Consider the following 18,215-nt stretch of genomic DNA (forward strand, 5'->3'; position numbering starts at 1 on the left):
TTCCCCCGATGTTTTCCGGCCGCCGACGCCCCACGATGGGAACCATGGATACGAAGCAGCTCGAAGGCATGTGGGCCACCCGCCCGGTGCGGCCGACGGCCGGCCGCACCGTCGCCGGTGTGTGCGCCGGCATCGGCGCCCGGTATCGGGTGGACCCGACGCTGGTGAAGGTCGCGTTCGTCGTCGCCGCGCTGTTCGGCGGCAGCGGCCTGATCCTCTACCTGGCCGCCTGGGTGGCACTGCCCAGCGCCGACCGCGCCCGCGATCAGCTCGGATCGATCGCCCACGGCCACCCGTTCCGGCACGGGCGTCGCCACCTGCACGGCCTGGGCAACGGGCGGGTCATCCTGCTGGTGGTGTTGGCGATCGTGGTGGTCACCTCCTTCGGTCCCAACCGCACCTGGGGTGGCGGTGGCCTGCTCGGTGTCGCCCTGATGGCGCTCGCCTGGTGGCTGCTCTACCAGCGCACTCCGACCCCGCCCGAGGGCACCAGCGTGGACACGGCCCCCGCCGCGCCCGTTCCCGGCACGGTCCCCGGTCCGGGTCAGTTCCAGAGATGGACCCCGCGCGGGATGACCGCACCGATGCCCGCGCCCGGATTCCCGACGGCGACCACCGGCACTCCGCACGTCCCCACCGCGACGGGAATCACCCCGACGGTGCCCGTGCCGACAGATGTCTCCCCGTCGGAGGCCGCCCCGACGACCGACGCCATGACCGCGTCCACGATGCCGACGTCGAGCACCGCACCGACGACCACCGCACCGACGGCGGCCGAAGCCCCCACCGTCGGCACCCGCACCGATCCGTTCGCGCCGACCGACCCTCCCGTACCGCCGGCATGGGATCCGCTGGGCACGGCGCGGTTCGCGTGGGATCTTCCGGAGCCGGCCGCATCACCGGAGCCGCCCCGTAAGCGATCGCCCCTGACGCTGATCGTCATCGGCCTCGCCGTGATCACCGGCGCCGTCGGTGCGGGTCTGAATCAGGCCGGGGTCGACTGGTTCACCCCCGGTCGCGTCCTTGCCATGGCACTCGCGGTCGTCGCGGTCGGCCTGATCGTCGCCGGGATTCGCCGTACCCCGCGCAAGGGTGGTGCGGGCCTGGTGCCGATCGTGGTGGCTCTCTCGGTGGCGACCATCGTCGTCACCACGGCCGGGCACTTCGACGGGTTCCGCGGCGGCGAGGTCGGTGAGCGCACCTGGTATCCGCACAGCGAGAACGAGATCCGCCCCTCCTACCGCATCGCGATGGGCAGCCTCAATCTCGATCTGCGGCGAGTGGAGCTGACGGCCGACCGGCACGTGTCCCTGCAGGCCGGGGTCGGCGAGATCATCGTACGGGTACCACCGAAGATGGATGTCCGCGCCATATGTGATGTGCGCGTGGGTGATTCGAAGTGCCCGACCGGCCTCGACGGAGGCGTCGACGGCACCGGCGGTCCCGTCCTGACCATTGATGCGAGCACACGTATGGGAAATGTGGAGGTCGTCCGATGAACGCGATCCCGGAGAACACCGACGACCAGGCGGCAGGCCGCCGCTCCCCCGGACTCGTCCTGATGGGCGTCGCCGGGCTGTTGATCGCAGGCTGGGGGCTCTCCGGCGGCGTGGAACTGCCGGCGGCCGCGCACTTCGGGTGGGCCGCGATCGGGATCGGCCTGGTCGTCGGCCTGATCCTGATCCTCACCGGCGCCCGATCGTCCCGGTCCTGACCCGCTGGTCGAGACGCCGGGTCCGCGTCACTCCCACTCGATGGTGCCCGGCGGCTTGCTGGTCACGTCCAGCACCACCCGGTTCACCTCGGGTACCTCGTTGGTGATCCGGGTGGAGATCGTCTCCAGCACCTCGTAGGGCACGCGGGTCCAGTCCGCGGTCATGGCGTCCTCGCTGGACACCGGACGCAGGACGATCGGATGACCGTAGGTGCGGCCATCGCCCTGCACACCGACGCTGCGCACATCGGCGAGCAGCACCACCGGGCACTGCCAGATCTGATTGTCGAGGCCCGCGGCAGTCAACTCCTCGCGGGCGATCAGGTCGGCACGGCGCAGCAGTTCGAGGCGGTCGGCGGTCACCTCACCGACGATCCGGATCGCCAGTCCCGGCCCCGGGAAGGGTTGGCGCGCAACGATCTCCTCGGGGAGGCCGAGCTCGCGTCCGACGGCGCGCACCTCGTCCTTGAACAGCAGGCGCAGCGGCTCGACGAGTGTGAACTCGAGATCCTCGGGCAGACCGCCGACGTTGTGGTGGCTCTTGATGTTCGCGGTGCCGCTGCCGCCGCCGGACTCCACGACGTCCGGGTACAGGGTGCCCTGGACCAGAAAGTCGATCTGCTCGCCCGCGTCGGCCTTGTCGCCGAGCACCTCGGAGACCGCGCCCTCGAAGGACCGGATGAACTCGCGGCCGATGATCTTGCGCTTCTCCTCCGGATCAGAGACGCCGGACAATTCCCGCAGGAAGACGTCGGCGGCGTCGACCGTCACCAGGCGGGCACCCGTCGCGCCGACGAAGTCGTGCTGCACCTGCTCGCGTTCGCCTGCCCGCAGCAGACCGTGGTCCACGAAGACACAGGTCAACCGGTCGCCGATGGCCCGCTGCACCAGAGCCGCCGCGACGGCGGAATCCACTCCGCCCGACAGCCCGCAGATCGCCAGCCCGTCGCCGACCTGATCGGATACCGCGTCGATGAGGGAGTCGGCGATATTGGCGGCGGTCCAGGTCGCCTCCAGCCCGGCGATCTCGTACAGGAAGCGCGTCAGGATCTGCTGGCCGTGCGGGGTGTGCAGCACCTCGGGGTGATACTGCACCCCGGCCATCCGCTTCTCGACATTCTCGAAGGACGCCACCGGCGCACCCGGCGTGGAACCGGTGACCGTGAAGCCTTCCGGTGCGACCTGCACCGCGTCGTTGTGGCTCATCCACACCGGCTGGGTGTCCGACAGCCCCTGATGCAGCACGCCGTCACCGGCGACCGTCAGCGTCGTCCGCCCGAACTCGCGACCACCGGTGTTGGCGACCTCGCCGCCGAGCGCGCGGGCCATCGACTGGAATCCGTAGCAGATGCCGAAGACCGGCACGCCCAGCTCGAAGACCTCGGGATCGACGGTCGGCGCATCGTCGGCGTATACCGACGCCGGTCCGCCGGACAGGATGAGGGCGACCGGGTTCTTGGCGCGGAACTCCTCGATGGGCGCGTCATGTGCGATCACCTCGGAGTAGATGCGTGCCTCACGCACCCGGCGGGCGATGAGTTGCGCGTACTGGGCACCGAAATCGATGACCAGCACCGGGCGCGGGGCGTCGAAGACGTCGGCAGGAGAATCCGTCACGCCGACAATTCTAGAGATGCACCCGCGAGGGCGTGCAGCCGCGCCACCGGGCCATAATGCTTGGCATGTCCGAGACAACCAGCAGTTCCCCGGCGCGGGAGAATCCGACCCGGTGGTACGCCCTCTCGGTCACCGATGTGACGCAGGCGGCGGTCTTCGCCGCACTCATCGCCGCACTCGGGCTGCCCGGGACCATCAACCTGGCGAGCGGTGTGCCGATCACCCTGCAGACGATGGGCGTGATGCTCGCCGGAGCGATCCTCGGCCCCAAGAAGGGCACGCTGGCGGTGGTGATCTTCGCGGTGCTCGCGATCGCAGGACTCCCGATCCTGGCCGGCGGCCGCAACGGCTGGACGTCGCTGTCCTCCCCGACCGGCGGCTTCTTCGTCGGGTTCCTGCCCGCGGTCATCGTGATCGGGGTCCTGACCGCGATGATGATGCCGCGGTATCGCGTGCTGTGGGGCATCGTGATCAACCTCGTCGGCGGGCTTGTGGTCATCTACCTGTTCGGCATCGGCGGACTGCTGATCCGCGGGATGTCGCTGAGTGCCGCGATCTCGGCGAACACCCCGTTCCTCCTCGGCGATGTCGCGAAGGCGGTGGTGACCGCGCTCGTCGCCGCACAGGTGCATCGAGGGTGGCCGGGACTCATCGCGCCACTTCGGTTCTCGGGGACATCGCAGCGCACCACATGATCGAATTCGATTCCGTCGGACACGCCTACGGCGATCGCGTCGTGCTGCGCGATGTGTCGTTGTCGCTGCCGGAGAAACGGGTCGGGATCGTCGGTGCCAACGGCAGCGGCAAGTCGACGCTGGCGCGGATGATCAACGCACTCGTCACGCCGGACACCGGCAGCGTCGTGGTCGACGGGATCGACGCCGCTCGCCATAAGCGGCAGGTGCGCAAGCAGGTCGGCTTCATCTTCTCCGACCCCGACCGGCAGATCATCATGCCGACCGTCATCGAGGACATCGAACTCTCGTTGCGCCGCACCGGATTGTCGAAGAGCGACCGTGCCGAACGCGCCCGCGAGGTGCTCGGCCGATTCGGGCTCGCCGACCACGCGGACCATCCCGCCCAACGACTCTCGGGCGGGCAGAAACAGTTACTGGCGTTGGCATCGATCTTCGTCACCGAACCCTCGGTGATCGTCGCCGACGAGCCGACCACACTCCTCGACCTCCGCAACAGCCGCATGCTTCGCGAGGTCTTCCGGACGCTCGACGAGCAGCTGATCGTCGTCACCCACGACCTGGACCTGGTGTCGGATTTCGATCGGGTCGTGGTGATCGACGACGGACGGGTCGTCGCCGACGACCTGCCCGGACCCGCTCTCGCCGCGTACCGGGAGCTGATGTCGTGAACGTGCTCGGCGTCTACCGCCCCGGAGACTCACTGCTGCACCGGCTTCCACCGGGGGTGAAACTTCTCGCACTGGCCGCGGCCATCCTGGTCATCTCGGTGACCGTCCGCACGCTCCCGGCCCTCGGCATCGCCGTGGGCGCGGTCGCGATGGTCTTCGCGATCGGCGGGATCGGCCCGGTCACCGCGTGGCGGCAGTTGTGGCCGATGCGCTGGGTCATGGTGCTGATCTTCGTGTTCCAGACCATCTTCGGTGATTGGCGGCAGGGACTCATCGTTTGCGGCATCCTGCTCACCTCGATGGCCCTGGCCGCCGTCGTCACCCTCACGACCCGCACCACCGACATCCTCGATGCCGTCGGCCGATGGCTGCAACCGTTGCGGCGCTTCGGCTTTCCCGTCGACCACTTTGCGATGGCACTGGCGCTCACCATCCGGTCCATCCCGCTGATGGTCGAGGTGGTGCGCGAGGTCGACGAGGCCCGCAAAGCCCGTGGCCTGCGCCCCGGACCACGCATCCTCGTCGCCCCCATCGTCCTCGCCGCCCTGCGCACCGCCGACGGTTTCGCCGACACACTCACCGCTCGGGGACTGGATTGATGTCGCGGTGATCCACCGAATCCAATTCCTTATCGCCCGAAGCACACGTCACGCGGACAGTGGACGGCGATTCCTGCGGAATTGCAGGCCACCGAATGTGACGGCTGCCGCCAGTGTCAGTGCGGGCCACAGGATCAGTGGTAGGTCCAATCCGAAGCTGTCCGCCAGAATCCCCCCACCGAGTGCTGCCAGCGGGATCGATCCCATCGTGATCATTCGTTCAGCCGCACTCGTCCGGCCGAGCGATTCCTGCGGGACGGCTGCTGCGACATACGAGAACCCTGCGATATTCGAGATGGTCACCACCATCGACCAGACAATGGTGAAGATCAGAAAGATCACTGTTGCGCCGGCAGGATTGTGAAGCGCCACCAACGGAAGCCACGTGATGATCGCCTGCACAACCGAGACGATCGCGAACAGCCGGCCAACTGACACCACTTGCACCAGTTTCGGAGCAGCAAGGGACGCCAGAAGTCCGGAAACAGCCCCAACTGTCCCGAGAAGTCCAAAGTAGACGGTTCCGAGATCAAGCGCCCTGAGGATAGCGATGGTCATTACGGAGTCGCCGATCGCAAGTCCCATGTTGGTCACGGCCACCAGGAGCGTCACGCCGAGAAGCACCTTCGTTCGGTACAAGACGGCGAATCCGTGCGCGGCCGTGGCCAGGGAAGCACGTAGGCGCAACGAATCAGATTCGGAACGCGGCTGATGACTTCGACGAGGTGTTTCACCACCTGTTCGTCGAATCCGAATCAACCCTGATGCCGCCGCCAGTGCGCAACCAATGAGGAACGTCGCGCCGGCAAATGCCGGGACACCATCCGACATCGTGATCAGCAACCCTGCCGAAGCGGGAGCGACAATCGAAGCCACGCGGTCGGCCGACGCCATCAGAGCGACTACCTTCGCGATCTTGTCGCCGTCGCCGACCAACGACGGCACGACAGCTGTCTGCGACATCTCGGTTGCCGTCGTGAACGCGCCGATGGCCAAGCCGATGATCATCGCCAACACGACGGACATGCTGTCGCTCAGTACCAACACGACGATCGTTGCGACCATCGCTACCTTGGCAAAGAGGCTTGCAATCAGGATTTCCACGGGACCGACCCTGTCGACAAGGACGCCGATCGGGATGGTCAACACGAGGAACGAAATCATCGACAGAGCATTGAGCAAGCCTAATTGGGTGGCCGTGAAGCCGAGTATCGCAACAGCGAAAAGGTCCAGCGCAACAGACGCCAGCTGGGTGCCGGCAGCGTCGGTGGCATTCGAAACATAAGAAAGCCTGAGAACGCTCCAATGTCCCGACATGATTCCCCCCGGATAAAGCCAAACTCGAACCGTGGAACGGTAAGATATTGCGCACCCCGGATCAAACCCTTTGTTGACACGGCCAGGCTCCACATGACGATCACGACAGCGGTTCCGACTGGAACGTGGCCGCGATGTCGCTTATCAACCCGCTACTCGGCATAACCGTCACCGCTGCGGTGTGAATCGGCCTCAGTCACGGCGTGTCGCCCGGCATCGGTGACGGTTACGCCAACAACTCCCGCACGTCCGACTAGGCCGCTACCGGGGTCGCGCGATTCCCTTCAGAAGGTTGTCCACGAGCTCGCCGAGATACGTTGTGCTGACCGACTGACGGAGAAGCAACACCTTGATCCACAACGCGCCGATCAGAGGATGAAAGACCTCGGATTCCTCAATGCCGGAAGGAATCTCGCCACGGGCCTGCCCTCGTTCGACAATCTCGCGGTAGCCACTGAGCCGGTCATCGACGAACTCGGTGGCCAGGTGGCCAAGATCAGGCCGACTGCCGTCGACCGCACCGGCGACGATGGCACGCGTGTACGGCGATTCGAGCAGTGAAGCAATCTGGCTCAGGATATCGAGCACGTCGCCGCGAAGACTTCCCGTGTCGACGGGCCGAAGTTCGAGAAGCCCCCCGTGCCGCAGTGCAGCAGACAGCAATTCGTCTTTACTGACCCACCAGCGGTAAAGGGTGGTCTTGTTCACGCCGGACTCGGCAGCGATTCCCTCGATCGTCACGGCGTCGTATCCATGGGCGGCAAGGTGCCGCAGAGCCACATCGAAGATCGCCTCCGCCTTTCGCGGTAACCGAACGTCGGCCATGTCGCACCACCCTACGACCACCAGCATCCATATGCAACGCTACGTTGCGTCCATTATTTGTGAGAACCCGCATGTTGCAAATAAGTGCAACGGAGCGTTGCATTATCGGTGAATCGACTGCTCACGGAGGCATCATGACCACAGAGACACAGACCGCTCCCGCCCCATTGTGGAGTACCTGGGGGCTTTTCGCCGCCTGGCTCATCCACGACATCGAAGAGCTGCTGACAATGCCGGCGTGGACAAGTCGCCGGCCATCCACGTTCGGCGGCCGCGAGCTACCGATCCCCGAACTGTCCCCACTGCACGTTCGCGTCGCGATCGGCACCGCCGGCCTCCTGGTCGCAGGCGCCGCGGAAGACGGTCGCCGCAGCGGAGGCCGGAGCCGCTTCTATCAGACGGGGTTGGCAGCCTTCGGCTGGCACAGCGTCACTCACCTGGCGGGCAGTGTCGTCACACGCGGCTATTCGCCCGGCGTGGCAACCGTGGTTCCGGTGGTCATCCCCTTCTATGTGGCCGCCCGCCGGGCCTTGCAGAATCGCGGAATCGCAATTGCGGACCGTGACCTCGCAGCGGGTGCGGTCGCCACATTTGCTGCCACCGTGGCACTATCGCACGGAATGGGTCACCTCATCGGCCGCCGGTCGTCCTAACCGTCACCGCTGCGGTGCGAATCGGCCGCAGTTGCGGCGTGTCGCCCCGCATCGGTGACGGTTACGCCAACGAACGCGCCTACGACACCTTCACGATCGGCAGGCGAAGGGCTCCGGGCGCGTCGGCGGGGACGACCGGATGCCGGGGCGCAACCGGCGCCAGACGCGCATACGACGCACCCTGTTCCGGACGGCTGTCGGCCTCATCCTTGTTGGGCCACAACGACATCGCCCGCTCCGCCTGTGCGCAGATGGTGAGCGACGGGTTGACGCCGAGGTTCGCCGAGATGGAGGCGCCGTCGGTGACGTGCAGCGACGGGTAGTTCCACACACGGTGATACGGGTCGATGACGCCGTTGGCCGGATCGTCGGAGATCACGCAGCCACCCAGGTAGTGCGCGGTGAGCGGCATGTTCATGACGTCGCCCCAGGTGCCGCCGGCCATACCTCCGGGCAGTTTGTCGGCGATGCGTCGGGTGGCCTCGTTGCCCTTGGGAATCCACGTCGGATTCGGCTCACCGTGTCCCTGCTTGCTGGTGATGTACTTCAACGGTCCACGACGCTTCACGAAGGTGGTGAGCGAGTTGTTGCTGTTCTGCATGACCAGCGCGATCACCGTCCGCTGGCTCCACTGGCGGACGTAGAGCAACCGCACCAGCAGCAGCGGATTGCGCGCGACCTGCTTCAGGAACTGCCCGAATCGGTTCATCCGGCTGACGCCGCCGTCGGTGAGCAGGGTCTGGAGATAGGCGATGGCGTTGGAGCCCTTGCCGTATCGCACCGGTTCGATGTGCGTGTTGGGTTCCGGATAGAAGGAGGACGTGATCGCGATGCCCTGCGAATAGTCGTGTGCCGGATCGAATTTCGATGCGGCGGCGCCGAGAATCGACTCCGAGTTGGTGCGGGTCAGGACACCCATGGCGTCCGAAACCTTCGGCAGCGTCGACGATTTCGCATGATGCATGAGTCGCTGTGTGTTGAAGGTGCCCGCCGCCAGGATCACCTGCTCGGCCGTGAACGTCCTGCGCCGCCGGCCGATGGGCCCCCACGACGACGAATGATGAGCACCGACCTCCCAGGAACCGTCCGGGCGCTGTGCCAGCCGGTCGACGGTGGTGCGGTCGATGATGGTGGCGCCGTTGCGTTCCGCGAGTCCGAGGTAATTCTTCATCAGGGTGTTCTTCGCACCCACCCGGCAGCCCGTCATACACGCGCCACATTCGGTGCACGCAGTCCGATCCGGGCCCGCCCCACCGAAATACGGGTCGGCGACGGTCTCGCCCGGCGCTCCGGACAGACCGGTCTTCGTACCGAAGAACACGCCGACGGGCGTCGGACCGAAGGTGTCGCCCACGCCCATCTCGTCGGCCACCTGACGCATCACGAGGTCCGATTCGGTGGTCGTCGGATTGGACACGACGCCCAGCATGCGGCGCGCCTGGTCGTAGTACGGACTGAGTTCGGCATCCCAGTCGGTGATGTGATTCCACTGCGGATCGGTGAAGAACGGCGTCGATGGCTTGTACAGCGTGTTCGCGTAGTTGAGCGAGCCACCGCCGACACCCGCACCGGCGAGGATCATCACGTCCTTCAGGGCGTGGATGCGCTGGATACCGTACAGGCCGAGCTTCGGCGCCCACAGCCAGCGATTGAGTCGCCAGCTGGTCTTCGCGAACTGGTCGTCGGTGAAGCGGCGACCCGCCTCGATCACCCCGACCCGGTATCCCTTCTCGACAAGTCGCAGCGCACTGACGCTGCCGCCGAAACCGGAACCGATGATGAGCACGTCGAAATCATGGTGGGCTGCCATGGTCGATCATACTAACGAACGTTGTCACGGTGGGAACACGCAGCCTCGCCTTCACGAAACGGGGCGGAACCTCACTCGTGAACCGAGAGCCCGACCTTCTGGAATTCCTTCAGATCGCAGTAGCCGGCCTTCGCCATCGACCGGCGGAGTGCGCCGATCAGGTTCAGCGAGCCGAACGGATCGTCGGAGGGGCCGGTGAGGACCGTGTCGAGGCTCGGACGCTCCTCGTCGATGGCGACCTGCAGCAGAGCGCCGCGCGGGGTGTCCGGGTGCGCCGCCGCCGACGGCCAGTACCAGCCGCGGCCGGGTGCCTGCGCGCTCGCGGCGAGCGGTGTGCCGAGCACCGCGGCATCCGCACCGCAGGCGATGGCCTTCACCAGGTCACCGGAGGAGTGAATGTCGCCGTCGGCGATGACGTGGACGTACCGTCCGCCGGTCTCGTCGAGGTATTCGCGGCGCGCGGCGGCCGCGTCGGCGATCGCGGTGGCCATCGGCACGCCGATGCCGAGCACCTCGTCGGTCGACGTCGCGCCATGGGCGGCGCCGTAGCCGACGATCACGCCGGCCGCACCGGTCCGCATCAGATGCAGGGCGGTGCGGTGATCGTGGACGCCACCGGCGATCACCGGAATGTCGAGATCGGCGATGAAGGTCTTGAGGTTCAACGGTTCCCGATGCTGGATGCCCGCGTCCTCGTCGTCCTCGGCGACGTGCTCGGCCGAGATGATGGTGCCGTGCACGACGAGGATCTCCACACCTGCTTCGAGGAGCGCCGGGGTCAGTTCCAGGGCGTGCTGGGGGCTCACGCGCACGGCGGTCGTCACGCCGGCCTCACGGACACGGGTGACGGCCTCGCGCAGCAGGCCGGTGTCCAGCGGTGCGGCGTGCAGGTGCTGCAGGAAGCGGATCGCTGCCGACGGATCCGGGTCGTCGGTGGCGACGGAGATCAGTTCGGCGATCTTCTCCTCGACGTCACGATGCCGTGCCCACAGCCCCTCACCGTTGATGACGCCGAGCGCACCCAGCCGGCCCAGCTCGATGGCCATCTCGGGCGATGCGAGCGCGTCGGTGGGGTGACTCAGGATCGGCGAGGTGAACCGGTAGGCGTCGATCTGCCAGTCGGTGGACACATCCTTGGACGACCGCGTCCGCCGGGACGGCACGATGTTGATGTCATCGAGTTCGAAGGTCCGACGGGCCGTGCGACCCATACCGATGTCGACGAGATCACGCACCATTGCGCCTTTCTGCCACGGGGACGATGACGTCCCCATGCCGGTTACTCAGGAGTCGGCTGGCGGGCACTCCCCGCCTGTCCGGCCGTCAGCGTGAATAGTAGTTGGGGGCCTCGGCCGTGAGAGTGATGTCGTGCGGATGCGACTCCTTGAGTCCCGCAGCGGTGATCTGGACGAACCGCGCATCGTGCAGGTCGTCGATCGTCGTCGACCCGGTGTAGCCCATCGCTGCACGCAGCCCGCCGACGAGCTGGTGGATGACCTCGCCGAGTGGCCCGCGGAACGGAACCCGTCCCTCGATGCCCTCGGGAACGAGCTTCTCCTCCTTGAGGACGTCGTCCTGGAAGTAGCGGTCCTTGGAGTACGACTTGCCCTGCCCGCGGCCCTGCATGGCGCCCAGCGACCCCATGCCACGGTAGCTCTTGAACTGCTTGCCGTTCACCAGGACCAGCTCGCCCGGTGCCTCCGCCGTTCCGGCGAGCAGCGAGCCGAGCATGGCGGTCGACGCACCCGCCGCGAGCGCCTTGGCGATGTCGCCGGAGTACTGCAGGCCACCGTCGGCGATCACCGGAACGTCGTGCTGCTTGCAGGCGGCAACCGCCTCGAGGATCGCCGTGATCTGCGGGGCACCGACGCCCGCGACGACGCGGGTGGTGCAGATGGAGCCCGGTCCGACACCGACCTTGACGGCATCCGCGCCGGCCTCCACAAGTGCCAGCGCGGCCTCCCGGGTGGCGACGTTGCCGCCGACGATCTGCACCTTCTCGCCGATCTCGGCCTTGAGCTTGGCGACCATGTCGAGCACGAGACGGTTGTGGGCGTGTGCGGTGTCGACGATGATCACGTCCACACCGGCATCGGCCAGCGCCATCGCGCGATCCCACTGCTCGCCGCCGGTGCCGACCGCCGCACCGACGAGCAGGCGGCCGTCGGCATCCTTGGTGGCCAGCGGATGCTGCTCGGTCTTGACGAAGTCCTTCACCGTGATGAGTCCGGTGAGCTTGCCGTTGCCGTCGACGATCGGCAGCTTCTCGATCTTGTTGCGACGCAACAGTCCCAGGGCGGCCTCGGCCGAGACCCCCTCCTGCGCGGTGATCAGCGGAGCCTTGGTCATCACCTCGGACACCGGGCGCGACATGTCGACCTCGAACCGCATGTCCCGGTTGGTGATGATGCCGACGAGCGCACCGGCCGCGTCGACGACGGGCAGGCCGGAGATGCGGTAGCGGGCGCACATGGCGTCCACCTCGGCGAGGGTGTCGGTGGGCGAACAGGTCACCGGATCGGTGACCATGCCCGCCTCGGACCGTTTGACGGTCTCCACCTGACCGGCCTGTGCGTCGATGGACAGATTGCGATGGAGGACGCCCATCCCGCCGGCGCGGGCCATTGCGATGGCCATCCGCGCCTCGGTGACGGTGTCCATCGCCGAACTGACCAGTGGCACCTTGAGGGATATCTTCTTGGTGACCCGAGACGACGTGTCGGCCTCACTGGGGATCACGTCCGACGCCGAGGGCAGCAGCAGAACGTCGTCGAAGGTGAGGCCGAGCATCGCAACCTTGCCCGGGTCGTCTCCGCCGGTGTGTACGCGCGTCATCGGACCATCGTATCGGCCCGCACACAGTGGCGGTGCTCACGCACCCCAACCAGCATGAATCCCGGGCAAACCGGGCCCGGAACACCCCCTGTCGACCCCGTACCTGCACCACCTGTGACCGATCATCGGTTACCGTTAGGTGTGCGCGACCAGCTTCCTCCCGGCCTCCCGCCGGACCCGTTTGCCGACGACCCGACCGATCCGGCGTCCGCTCTGGACTCGATGGAGCCGGGTATCCCCCTCGACGAGAACGAGCGGATCGCGGTCGAAGAAGACCTCGCCGACCTCGCCGTCTACGAGGCCCTGCTCGCGCAGCGCGGCGTCCGTGGGCTCGTCGTCATCTGCGACGACTGCCATGAGGACCACTATCACGACTGGGACATGCTGCGCGCGAACCTGCTGCAGCTGCTCGTCGACGGCACCGTCCGGCCCCATGAGCCGGCCGTTGACCCACGGCCCGATGCGTATGTCACCTGGGATTACTGCCGAGGCTACGCGGATGCGCGCGCCCACGCCGACGACGATCGCTGACCGAGTCGGCCCAGTAGGCGGCACGCGAACGAGCCGCTGTCCGTCTATCGATATCGAGAACCGACGACCTCGTACCGGTCAGGCCGACGGGGACGTCGTCGTACCCCGCCGATCGAGCGACTGCGACGCGGTCGGCTGCGGCGTCGTGGTGACCGCGGATGTGGGCCGAGGCGTTGTGGGAGGCGTCGACGCGTTGGTCGGCTGCTCGGTGGTCGGCGGCGTGCTCGGCTTCTGATCGACCGGTCCACTCGTCTCCGCGGATGTGTCCGACGGTCGCGTGGCCGTCTGCGATCGATCGGTGGTGGCGCCACGGCGGACGTCATCGGGCAGCGTGGTCGCGTCGGATGTCGCCGATCGGGGATCGGCCGGCGTCCGCGACGTCGCACGCTTCTTGGTCGTCGGGTCGGTGGTGGCCTCCAGCCGCGTGATCCACTCGTTCATGCGATCACGGGTGTCGCCCTTGTCCATCGGCTTCATGCTCAGCTGAGCACGCGCGATGAGTTCCGCCGCCTCGGCGGTGTTGCCCGCCGCCACCGCGGCCTCGGCCTTCTCCAGATTGGCCTGGACGTCCATGGAGGCCTGCGTCTGGGTCGCCGCGGACGAGAACACCACCTTCTTGACTCCCCACAGCGGGTCGCCCGGCGACGACCCCTCGGCGAGGACGGTCAGCCCGGCGCCTGCGATCACCACGATCGCGGCCGCACCGGATGCCACACGCAGGTGGCGGATCATGCCGCGCCCCTTGCGCTTTCGTTCGGTGGCGGCCATGGCCGCGGATACGTCGTCGAGTGTCGGCATTGCGGGCGCCGGCGTGGTGGCCACCTCGTGCCGCCAGCCGGACAGCAGTTCGGCCAGCTCATACTCGGCGTCGTCATGCGTGGGAACGGGACGGTCATGGGAGAGCGCCTCGATGAACTGGTCGTCGCGGTTCACCGCGGACAGGTCGATGGGGTCGTTCACATCCCACCGATTCGTTTCAGGATCGTGCCGGTCGTTCATCGAATCCACTCCTCCTTCCCAACTCGTTCTTCAACTTCGCCAGTGCGCGATGCTGTGCCACCCGCACCGCACCCGGTGTGCTGCCGACCGCCTCGGCGGTCTCCTCGGCCGAGAGCCCGACTACCAGGCGGAGCACCAGCACTTCTCGCTGTTTCTCCGGAAGGATCTCGAGCATCTCGCGCATTCGATGACTCGCATCGGAGTCCAGCGCCGCCTGTTCGGGTCCACCGGTGACGGTTCTGACCTCGGGGACGTCGTCCACCGGATCGGATTTCACCCGGCCGGCAACGCGCATGGCGTCGGCGACCTTGTGGGAGGCGATGCCATAGACGAACGCCATGAAAGGCCGGCCCTGTTCTTCGTACCGGGGCACGGCGGTCATCACTGCCATCAACACCTCCTGCGCGATGTCGTCCGCGGAGAACAAATGACGTTCTCCGACTCCGATGCGTCCCCGGCAGTACCGCAGGATGGGCTCCTGGACACTTTCGAGAACCGACGAGAGAGCATCACGGTCCCCGCGCCGTGCGGCGCGGACAGCGTCGTCTAACTCGTCACCTGCCAGCTTCATCGTGAGTTGAGATCTCCGTGTTACATCGCATGTGTGTGGCCCCGAACACCCGCCGATTACCTCGCTACTTTAAGCGATGGGTGCACGCGGACCGGTTGTCGGTCCGGTGTGGCCTGGCCGCCCCGTGATCATCCCCGAACGAACGGTACCCCGCGCCCCGTGAGCACCTCGCGGGTACGTGCGAGCTCGTTCGCGATGCGCGTGTCGTCCGGGTCGAGTCCCGCCCGCAACGCCCAACTCGCCCACTCCAGTGGCAGCAGATCCGCATCCCGCGCCCGGTCGGTGACCTCGGCGGCGAGCGACCGGGCGCGGTCCGGCTCGCCCGCGGTGGCCGCGGCCGCCGCTGCGATGAGCCGGGTCTTGACCCGATGACGTTCCGGGGTGCCCGCGATATCGGCGAGCCGCTCCCCCTCGGCGGCATGGACGAGTCCGGACCGCGGGTCGCCGGAGTACATCGCCAACTCCGCGGAGACCCAGGCGACACGGAGTCGCGGGCGACGACCACCTTCCCAGTCCTCGTTCTCGTCGTCACGCGTACCGGTCGCAGCCGCGAGTTCCGTGCGAGCGCGGTCGAGCAGGCGTGCCGACGCGCCCAGCCGCAGAAGCCCCAGGTTGTCGGCGGCCAGGCCGACGAGCGCGTCGAGTGTCGCCGACCGTTCGTCGGTCGTCGAGTCCGTTCCGAGCCGCCCCGCAGCGGCCAGCGCACGACCGTCCCACCGATGGGCGACGGCATGCCTGCCCGCCTGCCGCCACAGCGACGCAGTGGTGGAACGCGTCAGCGACAGAAGCGCACTATCACCCGCCGCCCTCGCCGCATCCGCCGCACCCTCCAGAAGCGACCACGCGGCCGCGGTGTGACCTACACCTCCCCGCTCGACCGCCAGCGCCCAGCGTGCGTACCCGGCGGCATGTTTCCCCATATCAGCCCCTATTTTCTCACCCATTCGCACACCCGCACGGAAACCGAATACGTTTCAGTTTGCCTGAATTTAACCTGACCTCGGAGCTCAAACGGGCCCGCCGATGTCATCGCCGCATAATCGAAAGATTTCCGGCAGGTTACTCGCGCCGCCACCCGCGCGCAGCGCAAGAATGCCATGCCGGGTCGCGAATCCTCAGTTGCCGCAAGCAAACCGACAGGTCAGGCACGGTTCCTACGTTCGTATACACCTCAGGACCGCCATCGTGACGCGGAACTGCTGAAATGGGCCTTCTATAACGCAGAGTTAACAACTGAGGAATTTTCATAGTCACTCATCGCATAATTGCGTCTATTGACTGCTTTTCTCGCACTTGCCTAATGTGTCTTTTGCACCGCAGTTTCATGAGTGCCCCGCGCAGACAAGGAGTCGCTGTCATGCCTCAGCCCAATCTTCTCCCCGGCCCGAATGCGGACATCTGGGATTGGCAGATGAGCGGCGTGTGCCGCGGCGTCGAGTCCTCGATGTTCTTCCATCCGGACGGCGAACGCGGCCGTGCCCGGCTGCAGCGGGAGCGCCGCGCGAAGGAACTCTGCCACCAGTGCCCGGTCATCGCGCAGTGCCGGGAGCACGCGCTGGCCGTCGCCGAGCCCTACGGCATCTGGGGCGGACTCTCGGAGTCCGAGCGCGCCGTCCTGATGAAGCGCGGCGTCGGCCGCCGCCTCGCCGGCTGAGCCACACGCAGACCACACAGTTCGGGGGCATCGATCCAGCACGGATCGATGCCCCCGAATCGTTCTGGGGCCGTCAGTGCGCGTGGCCGTGCCCGTGGCCGTCATCCGCGTCGGCCGGGCGGTCGACGATCGCGGTCTCCGTGGTGAGCACCATGCGTGCCACGGAAGCCGCGTTCACCACCGCGGACCGGGTGACCTTGACCGGGTCGACGATCCCCTCCTTGACCAGGTCGCCGTAGGTCAGCGTGGCCGCGTTGAAGCCGTGCCCGCGCTTCTCGGTGGCCACCTTCTCGACCACGACCGCGCCGTCGAGGCCCGCGTTCTCGGCGATCCAGAACAACGGTGCGCGCAGCGCGTCACGCACCACGCCGACACCGAGCGCCTCGTCCTCGGGCAGTTCCTTCTCGAGCTTGCCCAGCACGGCGGCCGCCTGCACGATGGCCGAGCCGCCGCCGGGGATGATCCCCTCCTCGACGGCTGCCTTCGCCGCTGCGACCGCATCCTCGACGCGGTGCTTGCGCTCCTTGAGTTCGGTCTCGGTGGCCGCTCCCACGCGGATCACCGCGACACCACCGGACAGTTTCGCGAGTCGCTCGGACAGCTTCTCGCGATCCCAGTCGGAATCACTCTGCTCGATCTCGGACCGCAACTGTGCGGCACGCTTGTCGACGTCCTCCTTGGTGCCCGCGCCCTCGATGAGGGTCGTGGTGTCCTTGGTGACGACTGCGCGGCGCACCTTGCCGAGGAGATCGATGTCGGCGGTCGCCAAGCTCAGGCCGATGTCGGACGAGATGACGGTGGCGCCGGTGACGACCGCGAGGTCGTCGAGGAACGCCTTGCGACGATCACCGAAGAACGGCGCCTTGACCGCGACGGACTTCAGGGTCTTGCGGATCGCGTTGACGACCAGGAGCGACAACGGTTCGCCCTCGACGTCCTCGGCGATGATCACCAGCGGCTTACCCGTCTCGGCGATCTTCTCCAGGAACGGGAGGAAGTCGGGCAGCGAGCTGATCTTGTCGCGATACAGCAGCACCAGCGCGTCTTCCAGGATCGCTTCCTGCAGATCCGGATCGGTCACGAAGTACGGCGAGAGGTAACCCTTGTCGAACTGGACACCCTCGGTGATCTGCAGGTCGGTCTCGAGTCCGGAACCTTCCTCGACGGTGACCACGCCATCGACGCCGACGGTCTCCATCGCCTTGCCGACCATGGTGCCGACCTCTTCGTCACGCGACGACACGGTGGCCACCTGGGCGATCGCCTTCTCCCCCTTGACCGGGGTGGAGGCCTTCAGCAGGTCCTCGTTGACGGCGTCGGCGGCTTTGCCGATACCGGCACCGAGCGCGATCGGGTTGGCGCCGGCCGCGACGAGACGAAGACCGGAGGTCACCATCGCCTGTGCCAGCACGGTGGCGGTGGTCGTGCCGTCGCCCGCGACATCGTTGGTCTTGGTGGCGACCGACTTCACCAGCTGCGCACCGAGATTCTCGAACGGATCCTCGAGGTCGATGTCGCGCGCGATGGTGACGCCGTCGTTGGTGACGTTCGGGCCGCCGAAGGACTTGGCCAGCACCACGTGCCGGCCACGGGGGCCGAGGGTCACCTTGACGGTGTCGGCCAGCTTGTTGATGCCGCGCTCCAGAGCTTTGCGCGCCACCTCATCGAATTCGATCTGCTTGGACATGAATCCCTTTCACTCCCGGAGAACTGATGGTCTCGAC

18 protein-coding genes are annotated in these 18,215 nt (G+C 66.9%); 8 read left to right on the forward strand and 10 right to left on the reverse strand.

Annotated elements, in window-relative coordinates; all coding sequences use genetic code 11:
- Window positions 1-44 precede the first annotated feature (44 nt).
- Window positions 45-1,499, forward strand: coding sequence for a PspC domain-containing protein (locus AC4JJG_RS00895; RefSeq protein ID WP_495399394.1), 1,455 nt, complete (start codon window positions 45-47; stop codon window positions 1,497-1,499).
- Window positions 1,496-1,714: a hypothetical protein gene (locus AC4JJG_RS00900; RefSeq protein ID WP_495399393.1), complete on the forward strand. Its 219-nt coding sequence runs from the start codon at window positions 1,496-1,498 to the stop codon at window positions 1,712-1,714. The genes AC4JJG_RS00895 and AC4JJG_RS00900 overlap by 4 nt, the downstream gene beginning before the upstream one ends.
- A 27-nt stretch (window positions 1,715-1,741) precedes the next feature.
- On the opposite strand, the gene guaA is transcribed toward AC4JJG_RS00900, so the two are convergent.
- Entirely contained in the window at window positions 1,742-3,331 is a 1,590-nt protein-coding gene (gene guaA, locus AC4JJG_RS00905; protein WP_495399392.1) for a glutamine-hydrolyzing GMP synthase, read from the reverse strand.
- A 65-nt stretch (window positions 3,332-3,396) separates the two neighbouring features.
- Here guaA and AC4JJG_RS00910 point away from each other — a divergent pair, with 65 nt between their 5' ends.
- The 3 genes from AC4JJG_RS00910 to AC4JJG_RS00920 are packed head-to-tail and all read left to right on the forward strand — an operon-like array spanning window position 3,397 to window position 5,296.
- Window positions 3,397-4,026 carry a biotin transporter BioY gene (locus AC4JJG_RS00910; protein ID WP_495399391.1) on the forward strand — a complete coding sequence of 210 codons (630 nt, stop codon included), beginning with the start codon at window positions 3,397-3,399 and terminating at the stop codon, window positions 4,024-4,026.
- Window positions 4,023-4,697, forward strand: a complete 675-nt coding sequence (locus AC4JJG_RS00915; RefSeq protein ID WP_495399390.1) for an energy-coupling factor ABC transporter ATP-binding protein — start codon at window positions 4,023-4,025, stop codon at window positions 4,695-4,697. Before AC4JJG_RS00910 ends, AC4JJG_RS00915 begins: the two co-directional genes overlap by 4 nt.
- Complete coding sequence (locus AC4JJG_RS00920) at window positions 4,694-5,296, forward strand: energy-coupling factor transporter transmembrane component T family protein (RefSeq protein WP_495399389.1); 603 nt, start codon at window positions 4,694-4,696, stop codon at window positions 5,294-5,296. The genes AC4JJG_RS00915 and AC4JJG_RS00920 overlap by 4 nt, the downstream gene beginning before the upstream one ends.
- Window positions 5,297-5,344: 48 nt before the next feature.
- Here the strand turns inward: AC4JJG_RS00920 and AC4JJG_RS00925 are convergent, their stop codons facing one another.
- Both AC4JJG_RS00925 and AC4JJG_RS00930 read right to left on the reverse strand, forming a co-directional pair.
- Window positions 5,345-6,613, reverse strand: a complete 1,269-nt coding sequence (locus AC4JJG_RS00925; protein WP_495399388.1) for an MFS transporter — start codon at window positions 6,611-6,613, stop codon at window positions 5,345-5,347.
- Window positions 6,614-6,874: 261 nt separating this feature from the next.
- Window positions 6,875-7,438, reverse strand: a complete 564-nt coding sequence (locus AC4JJG_RS00930) for a TetR/AcrR family transcriptional regulator (protein WP_495399387.1) — start codon at window positions 7,436-7,438, stop codon at window positions 6,875-6,877.
- Window positions 7,439-7,572: 134 nt separating this feature from the next.
- On the opposite strand from AC4JJG_RS00930, the gene AC4JJG_RS00935 reads away from it, so the two are divergent.
- Entirely contained in the window at window positions 7,573-8,091 is a 519-nt protein-coding gene (locus AC4JJG_RS00935; protein WP_495399386.1) for an HXXEE domain-containing protein, read from the forward strand.
- Between the two features lie 79 nt (window positions 8,092-8,170).
- On the opposite strand, the gene AC4JJG_RS00940 is transcribed toward AC4JJG_RS00935, so the two are convergent.
- The 3 genes from AC4JJG_RS00940 to guaB form a co-directional block, all read right to left on the reverse strand.
- The gene (locus tag AC4JJG_RS00940; protein WP_495399385.1) at window positions 8,171-9,901 is read right to left on the reverse strand and encodes a GMC family oxidoreductase N-terminal domain-containing protein; all 1,731 of its coding nucleotides are present in this window, start codon (window positions 9,899-9,901) and stop codon (window positions 8,171-8,173) included.
- A 71-nt stretch (window positions 9,902-9,972) separates the two neighbouring features.
- Window positions 9,973-11,136 (reverse strand): GuaB3 family IMP dehydrogenase-related protein, encoded by a 1,164-nt coding sequence (locus tag AC4JJG_RS00945; RefSeq protein WP_495399642.1) that lies wholly within the window; start codon window positions 11,134-11,136, stop codon window positions 9,973-9,975.
- A gap of 88 nt (window positions 11,137-11,224) precedes the next feature.
- Window positions 11,225-12,736, reverse strand: coding sequence for an IMP dehydrogenase (gene guaB, locus AC4JJG_RS00950; protein ID WP_495399384.1), 1,512 nt, complete (start codon window positions 12,734-12,736; stop codon window positions 11,225-11,227).
- A 141-nt stretch (window positions 12,737-12,877) separates the two neighbouring features.
- Between guaB and AC4JJG_RS00955 the strand changes: the two genes are divergently transcribed.
- A complete protein-coding gene (locus tag AC4JJG_RS00955) occupies window positions 12,878-13,267 on the forward strand; it encodes a DUF5319 domain-containing protein (protein WP_495399383.1) in 390 nt (129 codons plus the stop codon).
- 78 nt (window positions 13,268-13,345) lie between these two features.
- Here the strand turns inward: AC4JJG_RS00955 and AC4JJG_RS00960 are convergent, their stop codons facing one another.
- From AC4JJG_RS00960 to AC4JJG_RS00970, 3 genes are all read right to left on the reverse strand, one after another.
- A complete protein-coding gene (locus tag AC4JJG_RS00960) occupies window positions 13,346-14,266 on the reverse strand; it encodes an anti-sigma-D factor RsdA (RefSeq protein ID WP_495399382.1) in 921 nt (306 codons plus the stop codon).
- Complete coding sequence (shbA, locus tag AC4JJG_RS00965) at window positions 14,244-14,837, reverse strand: RNA polymerase sigma factor ShbA (protein WP_495399381.1); 594 nt, start codon at window positions 14,835-14,837, stop codon at window positions 14,244-14,246. Before shbA ends, AC4JJG_RS00960 begins: the two co-directional genes overlap by 23 nt.
- A 128-nt stretch (window positions 14,838-14,965) precedes the next feature.
- Window positions 14,966-15,757 carry a hypothetical protein gene (locus tag AC4JJG_RS00970; RefSeq protein WP_495399379.1) on the reverse strand — a complete coding sequence of 264 codons (792 nt, stop codon included), beginning with the start codon at window positions 15,755-15,757 and terminating at the stop codon, window positions 14,966-14,968.
- Between the two features lie 437 nt (window positions 15,758-16,194).
- Between AC4JJG_RS00970 and AC4JJG_RS00975 the strand changes: the two genes are divergently transcribed.
- Window positions 16,195-16,491 (forward strand): WhiB family transcriptional regulator, encoded by a 297-nt coding sequence (locus AC4JJG_RS00975; RefSeq protein WP_495399378.1) that lies wholly within the window; start codon window positions 16,195-16,197, stop codon window positions 16,489-16,491.
- A 73-nt stretch (window positions 16,492-16,564) separates the two neighbouring features.
- Here the strand turns inward: AC4JJG_RS00975 and groL are convergent, their stop codons facing one another.
- Window positions 16,565-18,178, reverse strand: a complete 1,614-nt coding sequence (groL, locus tag AC4JJG_RS00980; RefSeq protein ID WP_495399377.1) for a chaperonin GroEL — start codon at window positions 18,176-18,178, stop codon at window positions 16,565-16,567.
- Window positions 18,179-18,215 lie beyond the last annotated feature (37 nt).

The sequence above is a fragment of the Gordonia sp. B8661-1 genome (assembly GCF_059427765.1).